This is a genomic window from Arthrobacter sp. SDTb3-6 (assembly GCF_013376095.1).
GTDB lineage: Bacteria > Actinomycetota > Actinomycetes > Actinomycetales > Micrococcaceae > Specibacter.
In genome coordinates, this window is sequence record NZ_JAAMFN010000019.1 from 28,705 (window position 1) to 49,217 (window position 20,513).

Sequence of the window (20,513 nt, forward strand, 5' to 3'; positions counted from 1 at the left end):
TCCATGCTTGAAGAAGTTCCCGTTGCCAACCCCGCCGCCGAGTCGTCCGTCGTCGTCCGCTCGAAGAAGCCGGTCTCGCGTTTCCGCCTGGTCCTGTCCCGCCTGCGCAGCACGCCCCGTTTCTGGGTGGGGATCGTAGGCCTGGGCGCCATCATCCTGTGGGCGATTTTCGGCCTCGTGCCCAACGCGTGGAACGCCACCGACCTTGACATCTACAACATGGGGTCCCCCCCAACCGCGCTGCACTGGTTTGGCACCAGCGACATCGGCGAGGACATCTACGCCCAAACCATCACGGGCCTGCGCAAGTCCCTTGTGATCGGCCTGCTGGTGGGCCCGCTGGCCGCCCTGGTTGCCGGCATTGTCGGCGCCGTGGCCGGATATCTTGGCGGCTGGTGGGACCGGGCCATCGTCTGGTTCATCGACCTGCTGCTGGTGCTGCCCAGCCTGTTCCTGTTCATCCTGCTCAGCCCCATCTTCAAGTCCCTGTCCTGGGTGGCGCTGATCTTCCTGCTGGCCGGCTTCGGCTGGATGATCATGGCGCGGGTGATCCGTGCCCAGACGCTGTCCCTGCGCGAACGCGACTTCATCAAGGCGGCCCGCTTCATGGGCGTGGACACCTGGACCATCATCCGCCGCCACGTGCTGCCCAACGTTTCCTCGCTGCTGATCATCGACGCCACCCTGGGCGTGGGCGGTGCCATCCTGAGTGAAACAACCCTGAGCTTCTTCGGCTTCGGCATCCAGGCTCCCGACGTCTCCCTGGGCACCCTGCTGGCCGCGGGGCAGGGCGCCGCGGCCACCCGCCCCTGGCTGTTCGTCTTCCCTGCGGCCATCCTCGTCTTCACGGTGCTTTCCGCCAGCCTGGTGGGCGATGCCTTGCGCGACGCCGTGGACCCAACCTCCGGAGTCAACCGTGGCTGAGCGCACCCCCTTCCCTGGCACGGCCGGCCACCTGCTGGAGGTGCGCGATCTCAGCGTCACCTTCCCGCAGCCCGGCGGCGCCGTCACCGCTGTCCGCGGCGTCAACTACCACGTGGACAAGGGCGAGTTTCTGGGCATCGTAGGTGAATCCGGTTCGGGCAAGTCCGTCTCGTCGCTGGCGGTGATGGGCCTGCTGCCGTCCTCCGCCCAGGTCAGCGGCGACATCCTGTTTGAGGGCCGGTCCCTGCTCGGCCGCAGCGACAGGGAACTGTCCAGATTGCGCGGCGAAGGCATCTCCATCATCTTCCAGGACCCGCTGTCCGCACTGACCCCCGTCTACACGATCGGCGCACAGATCGCCGAGGCCCTGCAGCTCCACGACAGGAAGCTGTCCGGGCAGGCGGCGAAGGCCCGCGCCGTGGAACTGCTGAAAGTGGTGGGCATCCCGAACCCGGAGCGCCGCGCCCAGGCATTCCCGCACGAGTTTTCCGGCGGCATGCGCCAGCGTGCCATGATCGCTATCGCCATCGCCAACAACCCGCGCCTGATCATCGCCGACGAACCGACGACGGCGCTGGACGTCACCATCCAGGCACAGATCCTGGAGGTGCTCCAAAAGGCAAAGGACCTCACCGGCGCCGCCGTGGTCCTGATCACCCACGACCTGGGCGTCGTGGCCGGCAACGCGGACCGGATTGCCGTCATGTATGCCGGGCGGATCGTGGAGACAGGAACCGTGGACCAGGTGTTCCACCGGCCGTCCATGCCCTACACAATCGGGCTGTTGCGCTCCATGCCGAACCTTGCCACGGCCGGCCACACGCGGCTGGTGCCGCTGGAGGGCCGCCCGCCGCAGCTGGCCAACCTTGCCCCGGGCTGTCCGTTCGCCCCCCGCTGCCCCGCGGCGATCGACGCCTGCCGCACCACGGAACCGCCGCTGGCCGCCGTCAGCGGCAATCCGCTCAACGCCTCGGCCTGCCTGCGCGTGGGTGAAATTGCCTCCGGCACACTCAAGCGCGACGGGCTGTATCCGGTTCCGGAGGCCGTCGCGCCGGCGGTACGCGCCGCCGTCACCCCGGAAAGAGTGCTGGGCGTGGACGGGCTGGTCCGTCACTTCCCGTTGACCAGGGGTTCGGTTTTCAAGCAGGTCATCGGCACCGTGCGGGCCGTGGACGGTGTCAGCTTCGACCTCCGTTCCGGCCAGACCCTGGGCCTGGTCGGCGAATCCGGCTGTGGCAAGTCCACCACCATCATGGAAATCCTGGAACTGGCCAAGCCGCAGGCCGGCCGGATCACCGTCAACGGCCGGGACGTCGCCACCATGGGTGGGAGGGAGCGCCGGGCGCTGCGCAGTGACATCCAGGTGGTCTTCCAGGACCCCATGGCGTCCCTGGACCCGCGCCTTCCCATCCAGGACATCGTGGCCGAGCCGCTCACGGTCCACGGGGTCCCGGCCAGGGAACGGCTGAAGAGGGTCCGGGAAGTCCTGGACCTGGTGGGGCTGGAGCCCTCCATGGCATCCCGCTATCCGCACGAGTTCTCCGGCGGCCAGCGCCAGCGCATCGGCATAGCCCGGGCCCTCGTGACGGATCCGAAGATCATGGTCCTGGACGAGCCCGTCTCGGCCCTGGATGTCTCGATCCAGGCCGGCGTCATCAACCTGCTGGAGGACCTGCAGGAAAAGCTGGGCCTGTCCTATCTCTTTGTGGCCCACGACCTGGCCGTGGTCCGCCAAATCGCCGACACCGTGGCGGTCATGTACCTGGGCCGCATCGTGGAAAGCGGGGCGTCGGAAGACCTCTTTGAACATCCCCAGCACCCATATACTCGGGCGCTGCTCTCCGCCGTTCCCGTGCCCGACCCCGCACTGGAGCGCAGCCGCCGCCGCATCATCCTCGAAGGCGACCTCCCCAGCCCCACCGCGGACATCAGCGGCTGCAACTTCCGCACCCGCTGCCCGTTGTACCAGGTCATGGACCCCCCGGCGCAGGAGACGTGCCGCACGCTGGATCCCCCGCGGCGCCAGGTAGAGGGCAGCTCCGTTGCCTGCCACCACGCAGAACGCATCGACCTCATGTCCTGACATCACGCACCACGGCCATCACGGTCCGGCGATAAACCAACCGCCGCCCCCGGCCACCTTATGGAGGAAAGAAATGAAACACATCAAAAAGATGGTGGGAGCCGGCGTCCTGAGCCTGGCCCTGGCCGTCACCGGCTGCAGCGCAGGCGGCGGGGGCGGGGCGAAACCCCCCATCAACAACAGCAAGGGCGCGGCCGAAACCGCAATGCTGCCCACCGTCGACTGGACCAAGGCGGACTACGCGGCGGTCAAGGACGGCGGCACCCTGACGCTGGCCATCGACCAGCTGCCCGACAACTGGAACACACTCCAGGCGGATGGCAACAACGTCTCCACCGGCCAAATCATGGATCCCACCACGGGCGGACCGGTGCGCGTCACGGCCGACGGCGGGTGGGAGGTCAATCCCGACTACGCCACGGAGGTGAAACTGCTTAGCCAGGACCCGCAGGTGGTGGAGGTGAAGCTGAACCCGAAGGCCGTTTGGGAGGACGGCACCCCCATCACATACAAGGACTTCGCCGCCACGGTGAAGGCTTCCAGCGGCGCCAACAAGGCGTACCAGACAGTCTCCGACAACGTCTACAAGGACATTGCATCGGTCACCCGGGAAGACACCGACCAAAACTTCAAGATCACCTTCAAGAACAAGAACGCCGACTGGCCCTCCATTCTCGGCGGCAGCACGGCCGGGATGGCCACCGCCAGCATCCTGCCCGCCGCCATTGCCTCGGACCCCAAGGCCTTCAATGCCGGCTACAAGACCAAGCCGCTGCCCTCCGACGGCCCGTTCAAGGTCTCCAACGTTGACACCAACGGCCAGGTTGTCACCTTGACGCCCAACCCGAAGTGGTGGGGGGAAAAGCCCAAGCTGGACAAGATCATCATGAAGGTCGTCACCCGCGACGGGCTGGCCCAGGCCTACGCCAACAAGGAACTGGACGCCTTCAGCATCGGCACGAACAAGAACAACTACGACACCGCCAAGAAGCGCACCGACGGCGCCATCCAGCAGACGGGCGGCCTGACCTGGAACCACGTCACGATGAACGGCTCCACCGGCCCCCTGGCCGACGTCAAGGTCCGCCAGGCCGTGGCCCGTGCCATTGACCGGAAGACGATCTCCGCCAGCCGCCTGAGCCCCATCGGTGCGCCGGTGACGAGCCAGAACAGCTACATCTACATGCCGGGCCAGAAGGGCTACGAAGACGATGCCACCGCGGCCATCGGCTTTGACACCGCCAAGTCCGAGGAGCTGCTCAAGGAGGCCGGCTATGTGAAGGGTTCCGACGGCGTCCAGGCGAAGGACGGCAGGAAACTGGAACTGACGTACACCCTCGATGCCAACAACCCCGTCTCCGAACAGATCTTCAAGCAGCTGCAGGCCAACCTCAGGGTCGTGGGCATCACGCTGAAGAACAACACCGTCCCCTCGGCGAAGTTCTTCTCCGACTACGTGCTCAAGTCCAACTTTGAGATGACCGGATTCGCCTGGTCCGGCACGCCCTTCCCGATCTCCTCGACGGAATCGATCTTCTACCCCGTGGATTCGGGCCAGAACTTCACGGGCATCACCGACGAAAAGCTCGGCGCGATGTGGCAGAAGGCCAACGCGGAGCTTGACCCGGCCAAGCGGATCGAGCTGGCCAACGAGATCGACAAGGCCATTTTTGCCTACACACCCGTCATCCCGCTGACCCCGACGCCGAACACCTACGCCGTCACGAACGGGCTGGTCAACTACGGTGCCGCACAGTTCCAATCGATCGACTGGACCAAGGTGGGCTGGAAGGCCTAGCAACACCGCTCAGGTGGCCACGGCCACCACAAATACTGCCAACAGAACCAGGCCCACGACGCCGGCCCCCACGTCCCAGCGTGCCGCCACCAACCCGGTGGCGTTCGCCGCGGACGGGGCGCCGGCGTCGTGCTTCCGGTCGTCGGCAGAGTGTTCCCAGGCGGTCCAGGCGGCGTCGACGGCTGCCTGCGTGCGCGCGGGCATGTGGACGCGCGCGCTGCTGCCGGGGCGCCCGCCCAGGCGCGGTCCCAGCCGGCCCGCACCCGGCGCGCCCCAACTGGCAATCCGGCCGGCCGTGGTGTCCAGGACTACGCCTTGGCCCACGCGGACGGCCTTGAGGGCGCTAAAGGGGACCCGGTGGCTGCGCAGGACGTTGACCACGGTGAGCCCGTCCGGGTGCACCAGCAGCCGGGGCCGCCACAGCAGCACGTGGACGGCCCAGGCAACCAGCACCAGGGCCGGCAGGAAGTGCCAGATGGACGCCCCCGTGCCGGTCAGCACCAGGTTCAGCGCAAAGAAGGCACAAAAGGCCCATGCGGCGGCTGCCAGCACCCGGGTGCCCGTCGAATACAGGGCGACGGGCCGCGCTACAGCCCCCACTGCTCCACGGCGGGGGTCCGCTTGTCCCAGCCCAGCGTGCAGACCTTGGCGGTGCCCAGCACAAAGTGGCGGCCCTCGCCCGGGGCCAGGCCGAGCCAGCGGGCGGACAGGACGCGCAGGAAATGGCCGTGTGCCACGAGCAGCACGTTGGCGGCCAGGGTGCCGTCGGGCAGCGGGGCCCGGACCCGGTCGACGATGGCGTCGGCGCGGGCGGCAACCTGCGCCAGGGTTTCACCGTTGGGCACGCCGCTGTCCCAGATCAGGTAGCCCGGGTTTTCGGCGCGGACCACGGCGCTGTTGATGCCTTCGTAATCGCCGTAGTCCCATTCGACGGCGTTCGGTTCCACCTCGGCGTCCGGGAAGCCGGCCAGCTCGGCGGTGCGACGCGCCCGTTGCAGCGGCGAGGTCAGCACCAGGTCAAATTCGGTTGCGGCCAGGGCGGGCCGCGCGGAACGGGCCTGGTCCTCGCCGTCGGGCGTGAGCGGAAGGTCGGTCAGCCCTGTGTATTGCCCGCTGCGGGACCATTCGGTTTCCCCGTGCCGCAGGAGCCACAGCTTGGGGCCGCCGGGGACCGGGATGTGGGTCAGCGGGGTGGAGCCGGCCGGCTCAACTGCGGTGGCGTTGTTCATGGGTGGGTCCTGTTCTGTTCGGGCTCGTGGCTCCGGTTCCCCTGTGTTTCGGGTTCCAGTGCCTGGGATTCGGGCTGGGCGGCCCACCAGTCGCGCAGGGCGGCCTCGGACTCCTGTGCGGTCCGCGGGCCGTGCTCCATGCGTTGGTCCAGCAGGAATTTGTAGGCCCGTCCCACCACGGGGCCGGGCTTGAGGCCCAGCAGTGCCATGATGGCGCCGCCGTCGAGGTCCGGGCGGATCGCGTCCAGTTCCTCCTTTTCGGCCAGGACGGCGATGCGCTGCTCCAGGTCGTCGTAGGCGAAGGACAGCCGGTCCGCCTTGCGCTGGTTGCGGGTGGTGACGTCGGAGCGCGTCAGCCGGTGCAGGCGTTCCAGGAGGGGCCCGGCGTCGGTCACGTAGCGGCGCACGGCGGAATCGGTCCAGCCGGCGTCACCGTAGCCGTAGAAGCGCATGTGCAGCTCCACGAGCCGCGAGACAGCCTTGATGGAGTCGTTGTCAAAGCGCAGGGCCCGCATGCGTTTGGCTGTCAGCTTGGCACCGGCGAGGTCGTGGTGGCGGAAGCTGACGGCACCGCCGGGCTCAAAACGGCGGGTCTTGGGTTTGCCGACGTCGTGCATCAGCGCGGCAAAGCGCAGCACAAAGTCCGGGCCGGGCACGGGGCCGTCGGGGCCGGTCTCCAGCGCCGCGGCCTGCTCCAGCACCTGCAGCGAGTGCTGGTAGACGTCCTTGTGCCGGTGGTGCTCGTCGGTTTCCAGCTGCAGGGCAGGCACCTCGGGCAGCACCAATGCGGCCAGGCCCGTCTCCACCAGGATGTCCACGCCGGCCCGCGGGTGGGCCCCGCACACCAGCTTCACCAGCTCGTCACGGACGCGTTCAGCGGAAATGATGCCGATGCGCCCCGCCATCTCCGTCATGGCCCGGTGCACTTCGGGATGGATGGACAGGCCCAGCTGGGAGGCGAAGCGCGCGGCGCGCATCATGCGCAGCGGGTCGTCGGAAAACGACTGTTCGGGAGTGCCGGGCGTGCGCAGGATCCCGGCGGCCAGGTCGGCGGCGCCGCCGTGCGGGTCCACGAGCTCCAGGGACGGCAGGCGCAGGGCCATCGCGTTGGTGGTGAAATCACGGCGGGACAGGTCCTCCAGCAGGGACGTGCCAAAGGCGACGGCGGGCTTGCGCGACTCCGGGTCGTAGGCCTCGGCCCGGTAAGTGGTCACCTCGATGAGCAGCACCCCGCCGCCGCGCTTGCGCTTGCGGAAGCCGATGGTGCCGAATTCCCGGCCCATTTCCCAGTGCGAATCAGCCCACTTTTGCGCCACCGCCAGAATTTCCTCCGGCGTGGCGTTGGTGGTGAAGTCCAGGTCGGGCGAAGCCCTGCCAAGGAACAGGTCGCGGACGGGGCCGCCCACCAGCGAAAGCTCATAACCGGCGTCGGCAAAGAGGTGTCCCAGTTCAAGGACCACCGGGTCTAAATTAGAGGTATTTGGCGCCATCTGCATAGTTACTTAAGGATGCCAGACTTTTTGCTTCTCCCGCGGCGGGCCCACCAGGGACGTCACGGGCGCCGGCGCCGGCGCACCATCGCCAAATGCGGGCTCCTTGCCTGTCATCATCGCCACACAAAGATAGCTAGAGTGGACTCCATGGTCCACCCCGTACCGCGCGCGCCAAAGAGGAGCCCACTGCCATCGGCACTGGGTCCGTCGGCAACGCCCGCGGCACCGGCACCGGCCAGCCAGCTGCCGACGGTGGAGGAGATTTCCGCCGGCGGCGTGGTGGTGGACAGCCATGACGGCGGCCTGCGCGTGGCGATCATTGCCCGCATCAACCGTGGCGGCCGTCTTGAGTGGTGCCTGCCGAAGGGCCACCCGGAGGGCAGGGAAAACTATGCCGAGGCGGCGGTGCGTGAAATCGAGGAGGAAACCGGGATCGCCGGGGACGTCCTGGCCCCGCTGGGCAGCATTGACTACTGGTTCACTGTCAGCGGCCACCGCGTCCACAAGACCGTCCACCACTTCCTGCTGCGTGCCACGGGCGGCTCGCTGACCATTGAAAACGATCCAGACCACGAGGCCGTGGACGTCGCCTGGGTGCCCGTTGCCGAGCTGGGCCGCAAGCTGTCCTTTCCCAACGAGCGCCGGATCACGGACCTGGCCCGTGAGCTGCTGCCCGCACACTTTTAGCCCGCTCCGGCGGTGCCGCCGCCGGCCCTGCCAGGGTCCATGCGGGCTCGGGTGAGATGATGGGGAACGATGTCTAACGAACCACGGGTGAGAATCCCCGCCAAACCCGCATTTCCGCCGTCGAACGCTCCCGTCCGCGGCACCGCCCAGGCAACGGTCCGGCGGATTACCGGGGTCCCGTCCGGCCGACCGCCGGCAGGCGGGGCGCCGCAGCGTTCGACAACGGCACGGTCCAGCGCCTCGATGGCCGTGGGCACGCTCATTTCCCGCATCCTGGGCCTGGTCAAGGGCGTGGTGCTGGGCATCGCGATCGCCGACACCACCGTGGCCGACGTCTTTGAAGGATCCAACTACCTGCCCAACATCATCTTCCTGCTGGTGGCCGGCGGTGTGTTCAACGCCGTGTTGATTCCGCAGATCGCCAAGGCAAGCAGGCAGCCGGACCGGGGCAGCGAATTCATTTCGCGGCTGCTGACACTGGGGGTCACCGGCCTGCTGGCGCTGACCGTGATTGTCACGGCCCTGGTGGCCCCGATCATGGAGGCGTTCACCTCATTCTCCGGCGGGCAGCTGCGGCTTGCCATCACCTTCGGGCTGTTCCTGCTGCCGCAGATCTTCTTCTACGGGCTGTACTCGCTGCTGGGCCAGATCCTCAACGCCCACAACGCCTTCAGGGTCTATGCCTGGGCACCCGTGGTGAACAACGTGGTGGCCATTGCGGGACTGCTGGCGTTCATCCTGGTGGCCGGCAGTTCCCGGACCCACCAGCACACCGTGGACAACTGGACCACCACCGAGACGCTGCTGCTGGCGGGCACCGCGACGTTGGGGATCGTGGTCCAGTCAGCAGTGCTGCTCATCCCGGTCAAGCGGCTCGGCCTGGAGCTGCGGCCCAGGTTCGGCCTGCGCGGCACCGGGCTTGGACTGACGGCCAAGATTGCGGGCTGGACCATGGGGACCATGGTCATTGGCCAGCTGAGCTATCTGGTGGTCCTGCGTGTGGCCACCATATCCGCCGGCAGCAAGCCCGACGGCGCCGCTTCCGGCGCGGGCGGCATCCCCGGCATTTACGAGTTCAACCGGGCCACCGAGCTGTATATCATGCCGCACTCCATCATTGCCCTGTCCATTGCCACGGTCATGTTCACCGCGATGGCCCGGGCCGCGGCCGCCCACGACTTCTCCGGACTCCGCAGCTCGCTTTCCGCGGCGCTGCGGACCACCGGGGTGGCCACCGTCTTTGCCAGCATCGCCCTGATCGTGCTGTCCGGGCCGCTGGGCATGCTCTTTGGCGGCAACAGCCAAATTTCCGGACGCCAGATAGCGATCACCCTGGCCATCCTGGCCATCGGCGCGCCGTTCTTCAGCGTCTACTTCATCCTCAACCGCGTGCTGTACGCGCTCGAGGATGCCCGGACCCCGTTCATCATCCAGTGCATCGTGGTGGCCACCAGCGTGGCAATGGTCCTCGGCGCCGCGGCCCTGCCGCCGCGGCTGATCATTTACGGCCTGGCCGTCAGCTACACCCTGAACAACTTCATTGGCCCTTTCCTGAGCCACCATTACCTCAAGCGGCGGCTGGGCAACTACGGCGGAGGCCGGATCTTGCAGGCGTACATGCGCTTCCTGGCCGCTGCCCTCGTGGCCGGGGTGGCCGGCGAGCTGGCCCTGCGGGTGTTTGGCAGCTCGTCCCCGGACGGCTTCATGTGGACCTCCATCACCGCGTCGTTCGTGACACTGGCAGTGGTTGGGCCCGTCATGGCGGTGGTCTACTTCCTCATGCTCAAGGTGCTGCGCGTGCATGAAATCGACGACGTGGTGGGCCCGATTCTTGCCAAGGTGCGTTCCCGGATTTCCCCGCAGGGGTAGGCCGTGCGGACACCGGGTGCTTGCAAAGCCGCCCGATACGCGTAAAATCCCAGTCCCGTCCGATAGAATCAGTGCAATTACGGCCCGGGCAGATTGTCCGGGACGCCCTGAAGACTTACGAGGAGTACTCGGTGCCACAACCCATTGATGTGGGCTCCATCCTTGGTGGCCGCTACAAGATCACCGGCCGCATCCTGGCCTCGGCCGAGGAAGACGTCATCCTGGACGGTCTGGACCAGGTTTTGAACCGGCCGGTGAGCATCCTGGTTTCCGCCGAGTCCAATTCACAAAACCTGACGCAGAGCGCGCGCGAGGTGGCCACGGGGGAACGCGTGTCCAAGGTGTCAATCCTCGACCTCGGCAGCCAGGACAACTCCACCTACCTCATCGCCGCCAGGACCGCCCCGGCCGACCTCCTTGACCTGGTGGTTCCCACCGAACCGTCCACCGGCGGGGACAACGACGGCGTCTACCGGGAGCCCTTCTTCACCGACACCCTGGGCACCGAAATCTTCGGCTCCGCCCGGGACACCGCACCCGCGGCCGGCGCGTACGTCTATGAGGACAACACGCCCGTCACACCCGCCCACCCGTCCCCCGCGGTGCGGAATACGCCGCCGGCCGTGCGGAACGCGCCCCCGGCCCGGCCAGCCCCTGAACCGGCAACGTCGGAGCAGCCCACCGCCGCCCATCCGGCCGCGGCCCCGCCGGCCCCGCCGGCGCCGGCCGCCACCACGGCTACGCCCAAGGTCACCCTGTGGAACGATGACGACTACGACGTGGAGAACGCCGACGCCACCGGGAACGCCAGCCTGCCCAAGAAGGCCGGCACGTTCCCGGCGGCCGCCCTTGCAGCCAGCGACAGCTACGAGTCGCAGGGCTACGAGACGGACGAGGAAGACGACGAAGACGAGGAAGACGACGCCAATGCGCCGCGTTCAGGCGGCCGCTGGCTGACGGGCATCATCGTTTCGGTGCTGATTGTGGTGGGCCTGATCTTCGCCATTTCCCACATCGGCAGCCTGTTCAACGGGGCTCCCGTGGCGGAAGGTGGCAAGACCACCGCCGGCCAGGGCACCACCGCTGCACAGAAACCTGCCACGTCCAAGGCACCGGCACCCGCCGCCGTGCCCCCGGCCGTCACGGGCCTGACGGACATCACGGCCTACCTGCCGGGACAGACGCACTACAACGACATGTTCATCCCGCGCCTGCCGGACGCCATCGACGGCAACAGGGGCACCTATTGGCCCACAGTTGAGTTCTCCAACGACACCTTTGCCGGCGCCGCTGACACCATTGACCTCGCCATTGAGCTGAAGCAGGAATCGACCATCAGCGAGGTGACCATCAACCAGATTGGTGGTTCCGGCGGCCAGTTCAACGTCTTGACGAACAGTCAGCCATCCCTGGCCGGTGCCACCAAAATTGGCAGCGGCTCCTTCAGCGCCCCTGATTTCACCCTCAAGGCAGCCGCCGGCGTGAAGGCCAAATACGTCATCATCGACTTCACGCAGCTGCCCCGGCTGCAGCCGTTCAAGGTGTACCCGTACGGGCTGAAGATCGCCGAGATCAGCGTCAAGTAACCCGCACGGGCCCGCAACGGCGGCCCGGACGGAATATTCCAGTGCCCGTTCAAGTTGTGCAAGACGAACCACCAACAGCCTCCAGTGGCTGGCCCATTCAGGAAGAGGAACACGTACCCGTGACCACGCAAGCTACCCCCGCCAGCGATGTCCGCGACGTCATCATCGTCGGCTCCGGCCCGGCCGGCTACACGGCTGCCATCTACACGGCCCGCGCCGACCTCAAGCCGCTGATGATCGCCGGTTCGGTCACCGCCGGCGGTGAACTGATGAACACCACCGACGTGGAAAACTTCCCCGGTTTCCCCGACGGCATCATGGGCCCGGACCTGATGGAGAACTTCGGCAAGCAGGCCGAGCGCTTCGGCACCGAGGTCATGTACGACGACGTTGCCTCCGTTTCACTGGAGGGCGCGGTCAAGTCCGTGGTCCTGGCCGACGGCCAGGAGTTCAAGGCACGCACCGTGATCCTCTCCACCGGCTCCGCCTACCGCGAGCTGGGCGTGGAGGGCGAGAAGCGCCTGGTGGGCCACGGCGTCAGTTCCTGCGCCACCTGCGACGGATTCTTCTTCAAGGGCCAGGACATTGCGGTCATCGGCGGCGGCGACTCCGCCATGGAGGAAGCCATCTTCCTGACAAAGTTCGCCGATTCCGTGACGGTGGTGCACCGCCGCGACACGCTGCGCGCTTCCAAGATCATGCAGGACCGTGCCCTGAACCACCCCAAGATCAAGTTCGTCTGGAACTCTGAGGTCGCCAGCATTGAGGGTGGTGACAAGGTGACGGGTGCCACCTTGCGCAACCTGGTCACGGGCGAGGAGAGCAACCTGGCCGTCACCGGCGTTTTCGTTGCCATAGGCAACGATCCGCGTGTGGACCTCGTGAAGGATGTCCTGGAACTGACTCCTGCCGGCACCATCGCCGTGGCTGGCCGTTCGTCAAAAACCTCCATCCCCGGGGTGTTCGCCGCCGGCGACGTCGTGGACCCCACCTACCGCCAGGCAATCACCGCCTCAGGTTCCGGCTGTGTGGCCGCCCTGGACGTGGAACATTACCTTGCCGAGCAGGATTCCTAAGAGAAAGTAGATCGTCATGAGCAATGCAAAGAGCACGACGGACGCAAGTTTTGATGCGGATGTCCTCAAGTCGGAAAAGCCCGTAATCGTCGATTTCTGGGCCGAGTGGTGCGGACCCTGCCGGAAACTCGGACCCATCCTTGACGAGATGTCAGTCGATTACGCGGACAAGGTTGAGGTCATCAAGGTGGATGTGGACGCCAACCCGGCGATCTCCGCCAAGTATGGCATCACCTCCATCCCTGCCGTGTATCTCTTCCAGGGCGGCGAGGTGAAGAGCACCGTCATCGGCGCCCGGCCCCGCCAGTACTTCGAAAAGGAATTCAGCGACTACCTGCAGTAACTCGCAACTACGCTGGGCGGTTGTGGACCGGACTCTTGTCCGGTCCACAGCCATTTAACGGCTTCTGCCAGATCAATCGTTAGCGTCAAAAATCGTGCAACGGTTTCGCCTTGGAAGTGTCCCAAGAGGTGAAGACAGGGCTGCTGGGCCGGGGTTTCACGTGAAACGTCCGCCCGAGGGATTCACCGGATCCGGTGGCCGGACCAGCGGCCTGGTCACGCATGACAGCCGCGGCACCGGCTGTAAAATCCTCACAGCCGCCATTTCGCCCACGTGTCAGCATTTCGTCGCCATGCCGGGCCGCCGCGGATTAAGACCGGATCCCTTTCACGGTCAACGGCATCATGGCACTTCGCCTTTCGGGTACTCAACTCGGGATATTCAACGCCGTGGGCTTGTCCCCAAGTATTAAGCCAAAAACGCAACAGCTGCCAAATGGCGCTGAAGACGCTGACAATCTCGCACTGAAATGCCGGCCCTGCTGCTTGAAGTTACGCCGGAACTAATTCGGGGCACCAATCCACGGCGTCCCAGAAGCCCACGACGTCGTCTGCTTTTGCCCGCCATACCCGCCCGAGGTATTCGACTATGGACAGCTCCACTCGGTGCCGAGCACCAGGCCTTCGATGGCCGGTCAGACCGAGCGGTCCCACTCGGCACAGGAACAGTTGAGGCGAATGGGCGTCACGGCCACACGCCGCACCTTGGACATGAGGTTTCGCGGCCGGTTCCGACCATTGCCGGCTGGCCCTTGAATTTCGGCCAAGTCCCAAGTTGTGGGAGGGTGCCACCTGGTGCGGCCCAGCTCTGCAGGGTCCGTCCGTAGACGTTGGTCATGGGAAATTCGCGGCCTCCACGCCGGTGTCAGTACGTCGAAGCCGCTCTGGTGTGAGTAAACGGTGCGCTGACTTGACGTCGCCAAGGCACTTCGTCATCGTCCGGGCTGGCCGGATATGGCGGGGTGCCCCCGTCTCCATAGTCTTTCGGCCGCGTGAACTCCATCGGTGGCCGGGGCGGCCGTTTCACGTGAAACCAATAGTTGTGGCGCCTGACCACCACGGCTCTCCCCGCCAGCTCAAAAGAGGGCCACCTTGCGATGTGCACACGTCTTCAGGGCGCTTGGCTGCTGTCGTGTTCGTGCCTCGAGCCGGCCTTGCAGCCGCTGAACACGTGGTTGCTGTCCGAGACCAGTTTCGCCGGCCACCAGTGGGAGAAGACAGGCGCAAAGATGAGGTCCACTGATTCCTTGCGAAACCGGACCAGGCCCAGTGCCTATTCCATCAGGGACCCTGGCTGCGTTGTTTTGCCGGCTCCGCCGCGAGTTCACCCCGGTTGAGGGCGCGGGCCAGGCGCGCTGCCCAGCTGGTGGCGAAGCCAAAAAGGAACCCGCCGGTGCCCGGCCTGGGAGGCCTGGGTCATCCCAGCGGCGGAACGAACTGGGCCCATGCAAGCGGCCGGTCAAGGCCACGTTCTGAGCCTCTTCCAGGAACGTCCCATGCCCTGGTGGCGGATCAGGGGGCAGTCAGCGGCAGTTTCGTCGTCAATTTTAGTGGTTGAAGTTCTACCGCGACAGGCTTTTTGCGGCCGGAGTGCCACACACCCTTTGTCTGCAAGACAGCACCGGAGGCCCACCCGCCCGGCGGCTTCCCAGGGGTGGGTGTGGCCGCGCGGTATTACTCATTGCTGCACACGGCGGTGCAGGTGTGCAGTGGTGCCAGCCGGATGGCAGTCGCCGTGCAGTAGCCGTCCCCGATCCACGTGTCCAAAGCATACAAGCCAGGTACTCACTGTCCTGGCCAGCTTGGCGGCGGTGGCCATTACAGTGTTGCCTCGGCTGGCCCGTTGGTACCGGTGCTGGGCGTGACCCCGACGCTCGATGGTAAACCGAAAGGGCGCGTTGCCTTTCAACAGCGCACCGTGGTGTTTTACTGTCCTCGGCGGTGCGGTAGTCCCGAGCTGGGTCAGCGGCAACCCGCAGCTGCCAGTAGAACGCGGGGGTAACCGTGCCAGGACTTATTGAAATGGGCGCATACGAAGCCGCACCTCGGCCGGCACGCCCCCCTGGCGCTTTACGGGGTCCGGGCGGCCAGCCGCAGCGGACCTATCGCGGCCCGGCCCGGGACCACCGCCCACTTCAGGCGTAGCACCGCCCAGTCCACGAATACCGGCCCAGCTGCGGAGCAGTGGCGGACACGTGTGTATCGGGAGTCGACCCAGCGCAACCCACCCACCGGACAGGTCGTTCGAGTCGCCTGGCCGACAACGTCCCTCCCGATCATGAGCCCGCGCCAGAAGAATCCATCCGTTCGTCCGCTCCGCCTTGGCCTTGGACGCACAGGTGCAGGGACCGCAGGCGCTTGAACCGGTGCCCACCACCCTCACAAAAGCGCCGACGACCCCTGTGGCCTCCCCTCAGCGCATGCCGGCCCCGTCATCCCCCACGATGCGGACCGGCACCATCTCGGCCCGCTGGGGCAGCCCCACGTCCTGCCGACCCGGTCCCCCGTGCCGCCGTACCGCCGTCTGCCGTGCCGCCGATGGCATCGTGCAGGCCCGTTCCGGATCAGCCGCTCATCAAACGTCTTCGCCGCGCCAGCTCTGGGAGACTGCTGAACAACGTGGTTGTGGCGTGGCAGGAACTCCCTCGCTGCCAGTCAGGCAGAGTGTTTGGGCCGGCTGACGGTATCGGTACAGGGCTGTTCCTGTCATTTGGTTCATTGTGCCCACGGCTGTGGGGCGTGGTCAGGTGTCGGGAGGGCCGGGCCCGGATGGAGGGTTCATCCGATCGCCCATGGTCCTTCATCGGAGTCAGCCCGAGTGTGGGCAGGCGTCGCAGATTCGGGTCGGGTCTCCGTAGTTGGAACCGGCCGTTGTTGGGGCTGATATGCCGCGGTGTTGAACACGGCGGTTGCCAGGGGTGAGCCAGTCGACGGGCGGTTCGACCATGGGCCGGCGTGTACGCTAATCGTTCTTGATGGCCGGGTCACCGGCACGTCGGCGGTGGTCGCGCTGGAGTGCTTCGTCTTCGGGGAGGACCAGCTTGCGTCCGCGTGGCCAGGTCGTGTAGCAGGCCCTGGAAGGACAGCCCGTGCAGTCGACACCGAAGGCGACCGGCCGTTTGGCCGTGATGGCCCGGCTGACATTGTGCGGGCGAGGACGGCGAGCATTTCCCCGGCACAGTACGACGAATCGGCCATGACGCCCACGCTGCTGCAAGCGACAGTCCGTTCTAGGGCTCGTTCGCGAGGTGGGGCTTGTATCCGTCCTGCTGCCGGGACCGGGTCTTATGCGCGTGCTGCGTATCGGGGTCCACAGTGGCGATCATCCGATCCGCGCCGACCTTGCGGGCGTCCGCCAGCACCCGTCGGTCCCTTCGAATCCTCGGCCTGCCCGGCAACCAGGGCCAGCAGGGCGTCGTCACCAGCTGCTTTCCCCGCAGTGCTTCCGGTACGACAGCGGCCAGCGGGGCCAGGGCTTCGGTGACCAACGCCGAGACCAGCCAGTCTTTGGTGTCCTGGCGATCCCACCAGGCCATATAGGGAGCGCCGGTGCGGGTGCAGCCCTACCTCCGCGCCTTGGCGGCATTGAAGTCCCGCCTGCCGGGGACATCGCGGCCGGAACTTCGGATCCGGGCGGACAGTTGGGTGATCGTGTCCTGCCGGGCGAGCACGCATGATTCATGACGGTTGAGTCCACCGCGCGCCGGCGCCTGCCCTTCAACAGTACGCTCCAGGCAATGACTTCGGCGATCGCGTCCATGATCTGATGCGGGTCCTTCGAAGCGGACGGCCGCGTGCGCCAGTGCCTCAGTGTGCCAGGGTGGAACACCGTGTCGGCCCCTACCCGCACGCGGCCGTCCAGCGCAGATCGTAGGGAAGCGCTTCGGCGGTTCCCCGGTCCGGCAGCCCTGCAAAACCTACAGCGCCAACACCGAACCAACGACAGGTGCCGGAGCCGAAGGACGACGCCACCATGACGGGAACCAGTTCTCCATCACCGAATCCGGAAACAACCGCCCACTGTTTCCGTCCAGAAAGGAAAAACCCTGCCCGGGATCAACCACTCCGGCCGGTGTCTAGTCATCCAAACATCCACGCTGCACACCCTCCCGCCCCTGCGTAAAACCACTGCTAGCCACCAGCCCCACCATTCCAGGCGATGCGCCTGACACCGTGCGTCCAAATCAGCAATTTCCCAACTGTCCTAGCGGACAATCCACCGAGCGGCATCGCCAACCCCCGCTTGGACACCTTCCGGGGGAATAGCGATAGCGGTAAATAACTTAGGCCCCTCCATGGATCACCTTCAGTGAATCCGATCCGCCCTACCACTATTACTTGGCGGGGCCGGCCCTATGGCCGGTTGGCGTCGAGATGACCTCGCCCGAGACGTTGGTCAGCTGCAGCATTGTGCCCATCGTCCACAGCCGGGATATCGCATCGTCCACCCGAAGAAGGTGGACCGTGCAGTCCTTGTGCTAGGCAGTAGCTCATCCGCAGCCTGAGTTCCTTTTCCAAGGTTCCGCCCCCGTTTCACGTGAAACGCAAGCAATGGATTCACACGCTGTGCACTACGCCGCAACCACCCTGTCCCTAGGCGCGCAATCCGATAATCCGACCTCGCCGTCCACGACCCACCTTTCCCAAACGGTCGACACAACCAGCAGTCCACATCCAGGCCCCGCACGCATCGCGGCTGAACGCCCAGCGCCCGCCGCTATACAGCCGGCAGCTAACCCCCGAGGGACGCCCATGGTGCGGCGTGCATCGACAGACGTACGGCTGCCCCTGGGTTCTCATCCGGGTTAGGTGAATGATGTCCGGAGAATCCGGTGACGGCATTGGCACGGCGGCACATTCCCGGCACCGAGGACAACGCCGGAACAGCAGCCAAAAGAGCATGCCCACGGCGCACACCGAGTAGCTAAACGCGACATACCGGCCAGGTTCCCGCCCGCCCTGTACGCAACCCTGGCCAGCTGAACGGCGTTCCTTGTCAGGCGCTACTCATTCCCACACGCCTCGGACAACGCCAATTGGCAGTGGACAATCTCCAACCCTTCCGTACGATCGGGCTGATCGCGGTCCCCGGCTGTCATTGGACTCGAGCTGGTGATTGGCTCATGGCCATGTCCTTCCCTAAGTCAGTCCGCGGTCTCCTGATTGCAACCATTCGAGTTGGCTTTGCCGGTCCGGTATGGCTTCGGTTTGCTGGATCGTCCATGGACGGGAACTCCAGTAGCTTAATTTTTCCGTCGGCCGCGGACGCCGCTAGACGAATGCTTTGGAGGCAACCGTTAGGCCGCCCCATTCTGTCCAAGGTCATCCCAATGCCCTGCTGCCACTGTCCGTATGCCTACATGCCGTCCTCCACTACCTGGCAAGCGCCCGTACATGATCGTACGAGGCATTAAGAAGCCCTTGTCCCCGTCCGTTGTACATGCCTCCCCCTGCGGCTCCAAGGACACCATCCACCAGCGGGCTTGTGACGCCCTCCAGGGCCCCGCCACACCCATCCTGGACCCCGAGGCGGGCACAACCCCCGACAGGGCCTCCCTGACCCATACAGCGCCTCCAGCAGGCGGCGGAATCGGCATGAAGTAAACCCCGAATCAAGATGCCTCCGGCATTTGGGCGGTTCATATGGAGGATTTTGCTGCATGCCAGGGGACCGTACTGTGTCGGGGCCGGGACCGTGAGTCCGAGTATCCGGGCGCAGGAGACGGTGCAGGATGAAAGCCACCGCCGGCGTCGGCCTTGCGGGAAGGCCGGCTGCGGCATCCTGCAAAGTGGGGCGCCGGCAGCCTGGTCCCGGTCCCGTTGGTGTGCAGGCCACCCACTAGGACTCCGCGGATCGCCGGTACACCGAGGGACGTCTTCCCTGTCCGTTGGACGTAGCAAGTCACGGCGGCCCGCTGTCAGCTAGATACGGCTTCAAGCTGCCGGTCGCCGAAGACCTCGCTCGTTGGCCCAACGACAACTCCATCGTGGTGTACAACGACTTGAAGAAGACGGAGCCCCAGGCGCCCCGTGCCACTCGCAACAGGCCGGAGCTACAAGATGGACACCCCATGCCACGCCATGGCCAACCTTGGTACACCGTCACGGTCCATCTATTCAAGATCCCGTTCGGTGATACAAACACGTTCACGACACCAATAAGGTCATCTGCATCTTGTCCAAGGCGTCCTGTCAGCTATGGCGTGGACGCCGCGGAACCCGGCGCAGCGCCGGTGTTTCACGTGAAACACGAACGACCGGGCCACAAGGCCGCCACTTCTGCCCACTTCCACAAATACGGGTAATGGCAAAAATTTCTAAGGATCAATCCAGGAGAACCAATGGAACCAACGAAGCGGTGATGTTTCACGTGAAACACCACCGCTCCCCTACGGTTCCGGCCCTAATTCGATCCAGGCGTCAGGACATCCATGATCCTGTTCAGATCCTCCACGGAGGCAAATTCAATGCTGACTTTACCCTTCCGAGCGCCAAGGGAAATTTTTACGTTCGTATCCAGGCGGTCGGACAGGGAACTCGCCAGGAAATCGAGACGTTCGTGACGCGGGCTAGGCTTCGTCAAGCGTGCCTTATTGTCCTGGACGGGCGCCTGAAACAGCTGAACGGCTTCTTCAGTGGCGCGTACGGACATTCCTTCGGCAACGATCTTTTGCGCCAGCGACTCCATTGCCTCGCTACTTGGCAAGGAGAGCAGGGCCCGGGCGTGTCCGGCCGAAAGGACTCCTGCAGCCACACGACGTTGCACAATCGGTGGAAGTTTCAACAGGCGCAGTGTATTGGATACCTGGGGCCGGGAGCGGCCGATCCTGTCAGCCAGCTGCTCATGCGTCGTGCCGAAGTCTTCCAGAAGCTGTTGGTATGCGGCTGCCTCTTCCAGGGGATTGAGCTGGCTCCGGTGCAGGTTCTCGAGGAGTGCATCCCGCAAAAGGTTGTCGTCAGTCGTTTCCCTGACGATAACCGGAATGGTTTCGAGGCCGGCAGTCTGCGAAGCGCGCCACCGGCGCTCACCCATGACCAATTCATAGGACTGGTCGCCCTTTTCAGGCGACTTGCGAACCACGATGGGCTGCAGGATGCCAATTTCCTTGACGGAATGGACCAACTCGGCCATGTCGTCTTCATCGAAGACCGTCCGGGGCTGCTTTCGGTTGGGATGGATGTCCCCCACGGCAAGTTCCATGAACCGTGCACCCGGAACCTCGACCAATTCCGCCTTCACGGCTGTCTCAGGCGTCGCCTTGACGGAACGTGACGCCGGCGTTCTGCGCCCCTTGGGTTCCGGAAAAAACAGGTCGACTGGACGGCTCGGCAGGGGGGAGGAACCAGGATCGTCCGGGTTCGAGTTGGGAATCAAGGCCCCTAAGCCGCGACCAAGGCCCCTACGCTTGTCGGTCATCGAATTTTC

13 protein-coding genes are annotated in these 20,513 nt (G+C 65.5%); 8 read left to right on the forward strand and 5 right to left on the reverse strand.

Annotated features, from left to right (window positions below; genetic code table 11):
- Nucleotides 1–3 precede the first annotated feature (3 nt).
- The 3 genes from G6035_RS10800 to G6035_RS10810 all read left to right on the forward strand — a co-directional run bounded on the left by G6035_RS10800 (nt 4) and on the right by G6035_RS10810 (nt 4,805).
- Nucleotides 4–924, forward strand: coding sequence for an ABC transporter permease (locus G6035_RS10800; protein ID WP_176617098.1), 921 nt, complete (start codon nt 4–6; stop codon nt 922–924).
- Complete coding sequence (locus G6035_RS10805) at nt 875–3,007, forward strand: ABC transporter ATP-binding protein (RefSeq protein ID WP_176617099.1); 2,133 nt, start codon at nt 875–877, stop codon at nt 3,005–3,007. Before G6035_RS10800 ends, G6035_RS10805 begins: the two co-directional genes overlap by 50 nt.
- A gap of 73 nt (nt 3,008–3,080) precedes the next feature.
- Nucleotides 3,081–4,805, forward strand: a complete 1,725-nt coding sequence (locus G6035_RS10810; protein WP_176617100.1) for an ABC transporter family substrate-binding protein — start codon at nt 3,081–3,083, stop codon at nt 4,803–4,805.
- Between the two features lie 9 nt (nt 4,806–4,814).
- On the opposite strand, the gene G6035_RS10815 is transcribed toward G6035_RS10810, so the two are convergent.
- From G6035_RS10815 to G6035_RS10825, 3 genes are read right to left on the reverse strand one after another with little or no spacing between them, the layout of a single operon-like run.
- Nucleotides 4,815–5,405 carry a PH domain-containing protein gene (locus tag G6035_RS10815; protein WP_176617101.1) on the reverse strand — a complete coding sequence of 197 codons (591 nt, stop codon included), beginning with the start codon at nt 5,403–5,405 and terminating at the stop codon, nt 4,815–4,817.
- Nucleotides 5,393–5,992, reverse strand: a complete 600-nt coding sequence (locus tag G6035_RS10820; protein WP_371130974.1) for a histidine phosphatase family protein — start codon at nt 5,990–5,992, stop codon at nt 5,393–5,395. The genes G6035_RS10815 and G6035_RS10820 overlap by 13 nt, the downstream gene beginning before the upstream one ends.
- Before the next feature lie 38 nt (nt 5,993–6,030).
- Nucleotides 6,031–7,530 carry a CCA tRNA nucleotidyltransferase gene (locus G6035_RS10825; RefSeq protein WP_176617103.1) on the reverse strand — a complete coding sequence of 500 codons (1,500 nt, stop codon included), beginning with the start codon at nt 7,528–7,530 and terminating at the stop codon, nt 6,031–6,033.
- A 144-nt stretch (nt 7,531–7,674) separates the two neighbouring features.
- Here G6035_RS10825 and G6035_RS10830 point away from each other — a divergent pair, with 144 nt between their 5' ends.
- From G6035_RS10830 to trxA, 5 genes are all read left to right on the forward strand, one after another.
- Nucleotides 7,675–8,214 (forward strand): NUDIX hydrolase, encoded by a 540-nt coding sequence (locus tag G6035_RS10830; protein ID WP_176617104.1) that lies wholly within the window; start codon nt 7,675–7,677, stop codon nt 8,212–8,214.
- 69 nt (nt 8,215–8,283) lie between these two features.
- Entirely contained in the window at nt 8,284–10,083 is a 1,800-nt protein-coding gene (gene murJ, locus G6035_RS10835; RefSeq protein WP_176617105.1) for a murein biosynthesis integral membrane protein MurJ, read from the forward strand.
- Nucleotides 10,084–10,154: 71 nt separating this feature from the next.
- Nucleotides 10,155–11,669, forward strand: coding sequence for an ABC transporter substrate-binding protein (locus G6035_RS10840; protein WP_176617106.1), 1,515 nt, complete (start codon nt 10,155–10,157; stop codon nt 11,667–11,669).
- Between the two features lie 119 nt (nt 11,670–11,788).
- Nucleotides 11,789–12,745 carry a thioredoxin-disulfide reductase gene (gene trxB, locus G6035_RS10845; protein ID WP_176617107.1) on the forward strand — a complete coding sequence of 319 codons (957 nt, stop codon included), beginning with the start codon at nt 11,789–11,791 and terminating at the stop codon, nt 12,743–12,745.
- A 16-nt stretch (nt 12,746–12,761) separates the two neighbouring features.
- On the forward strand, nt 12,762–13,088 hold the full coding sequence (gene trxA / locus G6035_RS10850) for a thioredoxin (protein ID WP_176617108.1): 327 nt from the start codon (nt 12,762–12,764) through the stop codon (nt 13,086–13,088).
- A gap of 3,229 nt (nt 13,089–16,317) precedes the next feature.
- Here the strand turns inward: trxA and G6035_RS10855 are convergent.
- Together G6035_RS10855 and G6035_RS10860 are read right to left on the reverse strand one after the other, a co-directional pair.
- Entirely contained in the window at nt 16,318–16,623 is a 306-nt protein-coding gene (locus G6035_RS10855) for a hypothetical protein (protein ID WP_176617109.1), read from the reverse strand.
- Nucleotides 16,624–19,490: 2,867 nt separating this feature from the next.
- Nucleotides 19,491–20,504, reverse strand: coding sequence for a ParB/RepB/Spo0J family partition protein (locus G6035_RS10860; RefSeq protein WP_176617110.1), 1,014 nt, complete (start codon nt 20,502–20,504; stop codon nt 19,491–19,493).
- Between the last annotated feature and the right edge of the window lie 9 nt (nt 20,505–20,513).

Excerpts from the sequence above, each read along its gene's own strand:
- G6035_RS10800 (WP_176617098.1), top strand. The coding sequence starts at position 4 with ATGCTTGAAGAAGTTCCCGTTGCCAACCCCGCCGCCGAGTCGTCCGTC.
- G6035_RS10805 (WP_176617099.1), top strand. The coding sequence starts at position 875 with ATGCCTTGCGCGACGCCGTGGACCCAACCTCCGGAGTCAACCGTGGCT.
- G6035_RS10810 (WP_176617100.1), top strand. The coding sequence starts at position 3,081 with ATGAAACACATCAAAAAGATGGTGGGAGCCGGCGTCCTGAGCCTGGCC.
- G6035_RS10825 (WP_176617103.1), bottom strand. The coding sequence starts at position 7,530 with ATGCAGATGGCGCCAAATACCTCTAATTTAGACCCGGTGGTCCTTGAA.
- G6035_RS10830 (WP_176617104.1), top strand. The coding sequence starts at position 7,675 with ATGGTCCACCCCGTACCGCGCGCGCCAAAGAGGAGCCCACTGCCATCG.
- murJ (WP_176617105.1), top strand. The coding sequence starts at position 8,284 with ATGTCTAACGAACCACGGGTGAGAATCCCCGCCAAACCCGCATTTCCG.
- trxA (WP_176617108.1), top strand. The coding sequence starts at position 12,762 with ATGAGCAATGCAAAGAGCACGACGGACGCAAGTTTTGATGCGGATGTC.
- G6035_RS10855 (WP_176617109.1), bottom strand. The coding sequence starts at position 16,623 with ATGGCCTGGTGGGATCGCCAGGACACCAAAGACTGGCTGGTCTCGGCG.
- G6035_RS10860 (WP_176617110.1), bottom strand. The coding sequence starts at position 20,504 with ATGACCGACAAGCGTAGGGGCCTTGGTCGCGGCTTAGGGGCCTTGATT.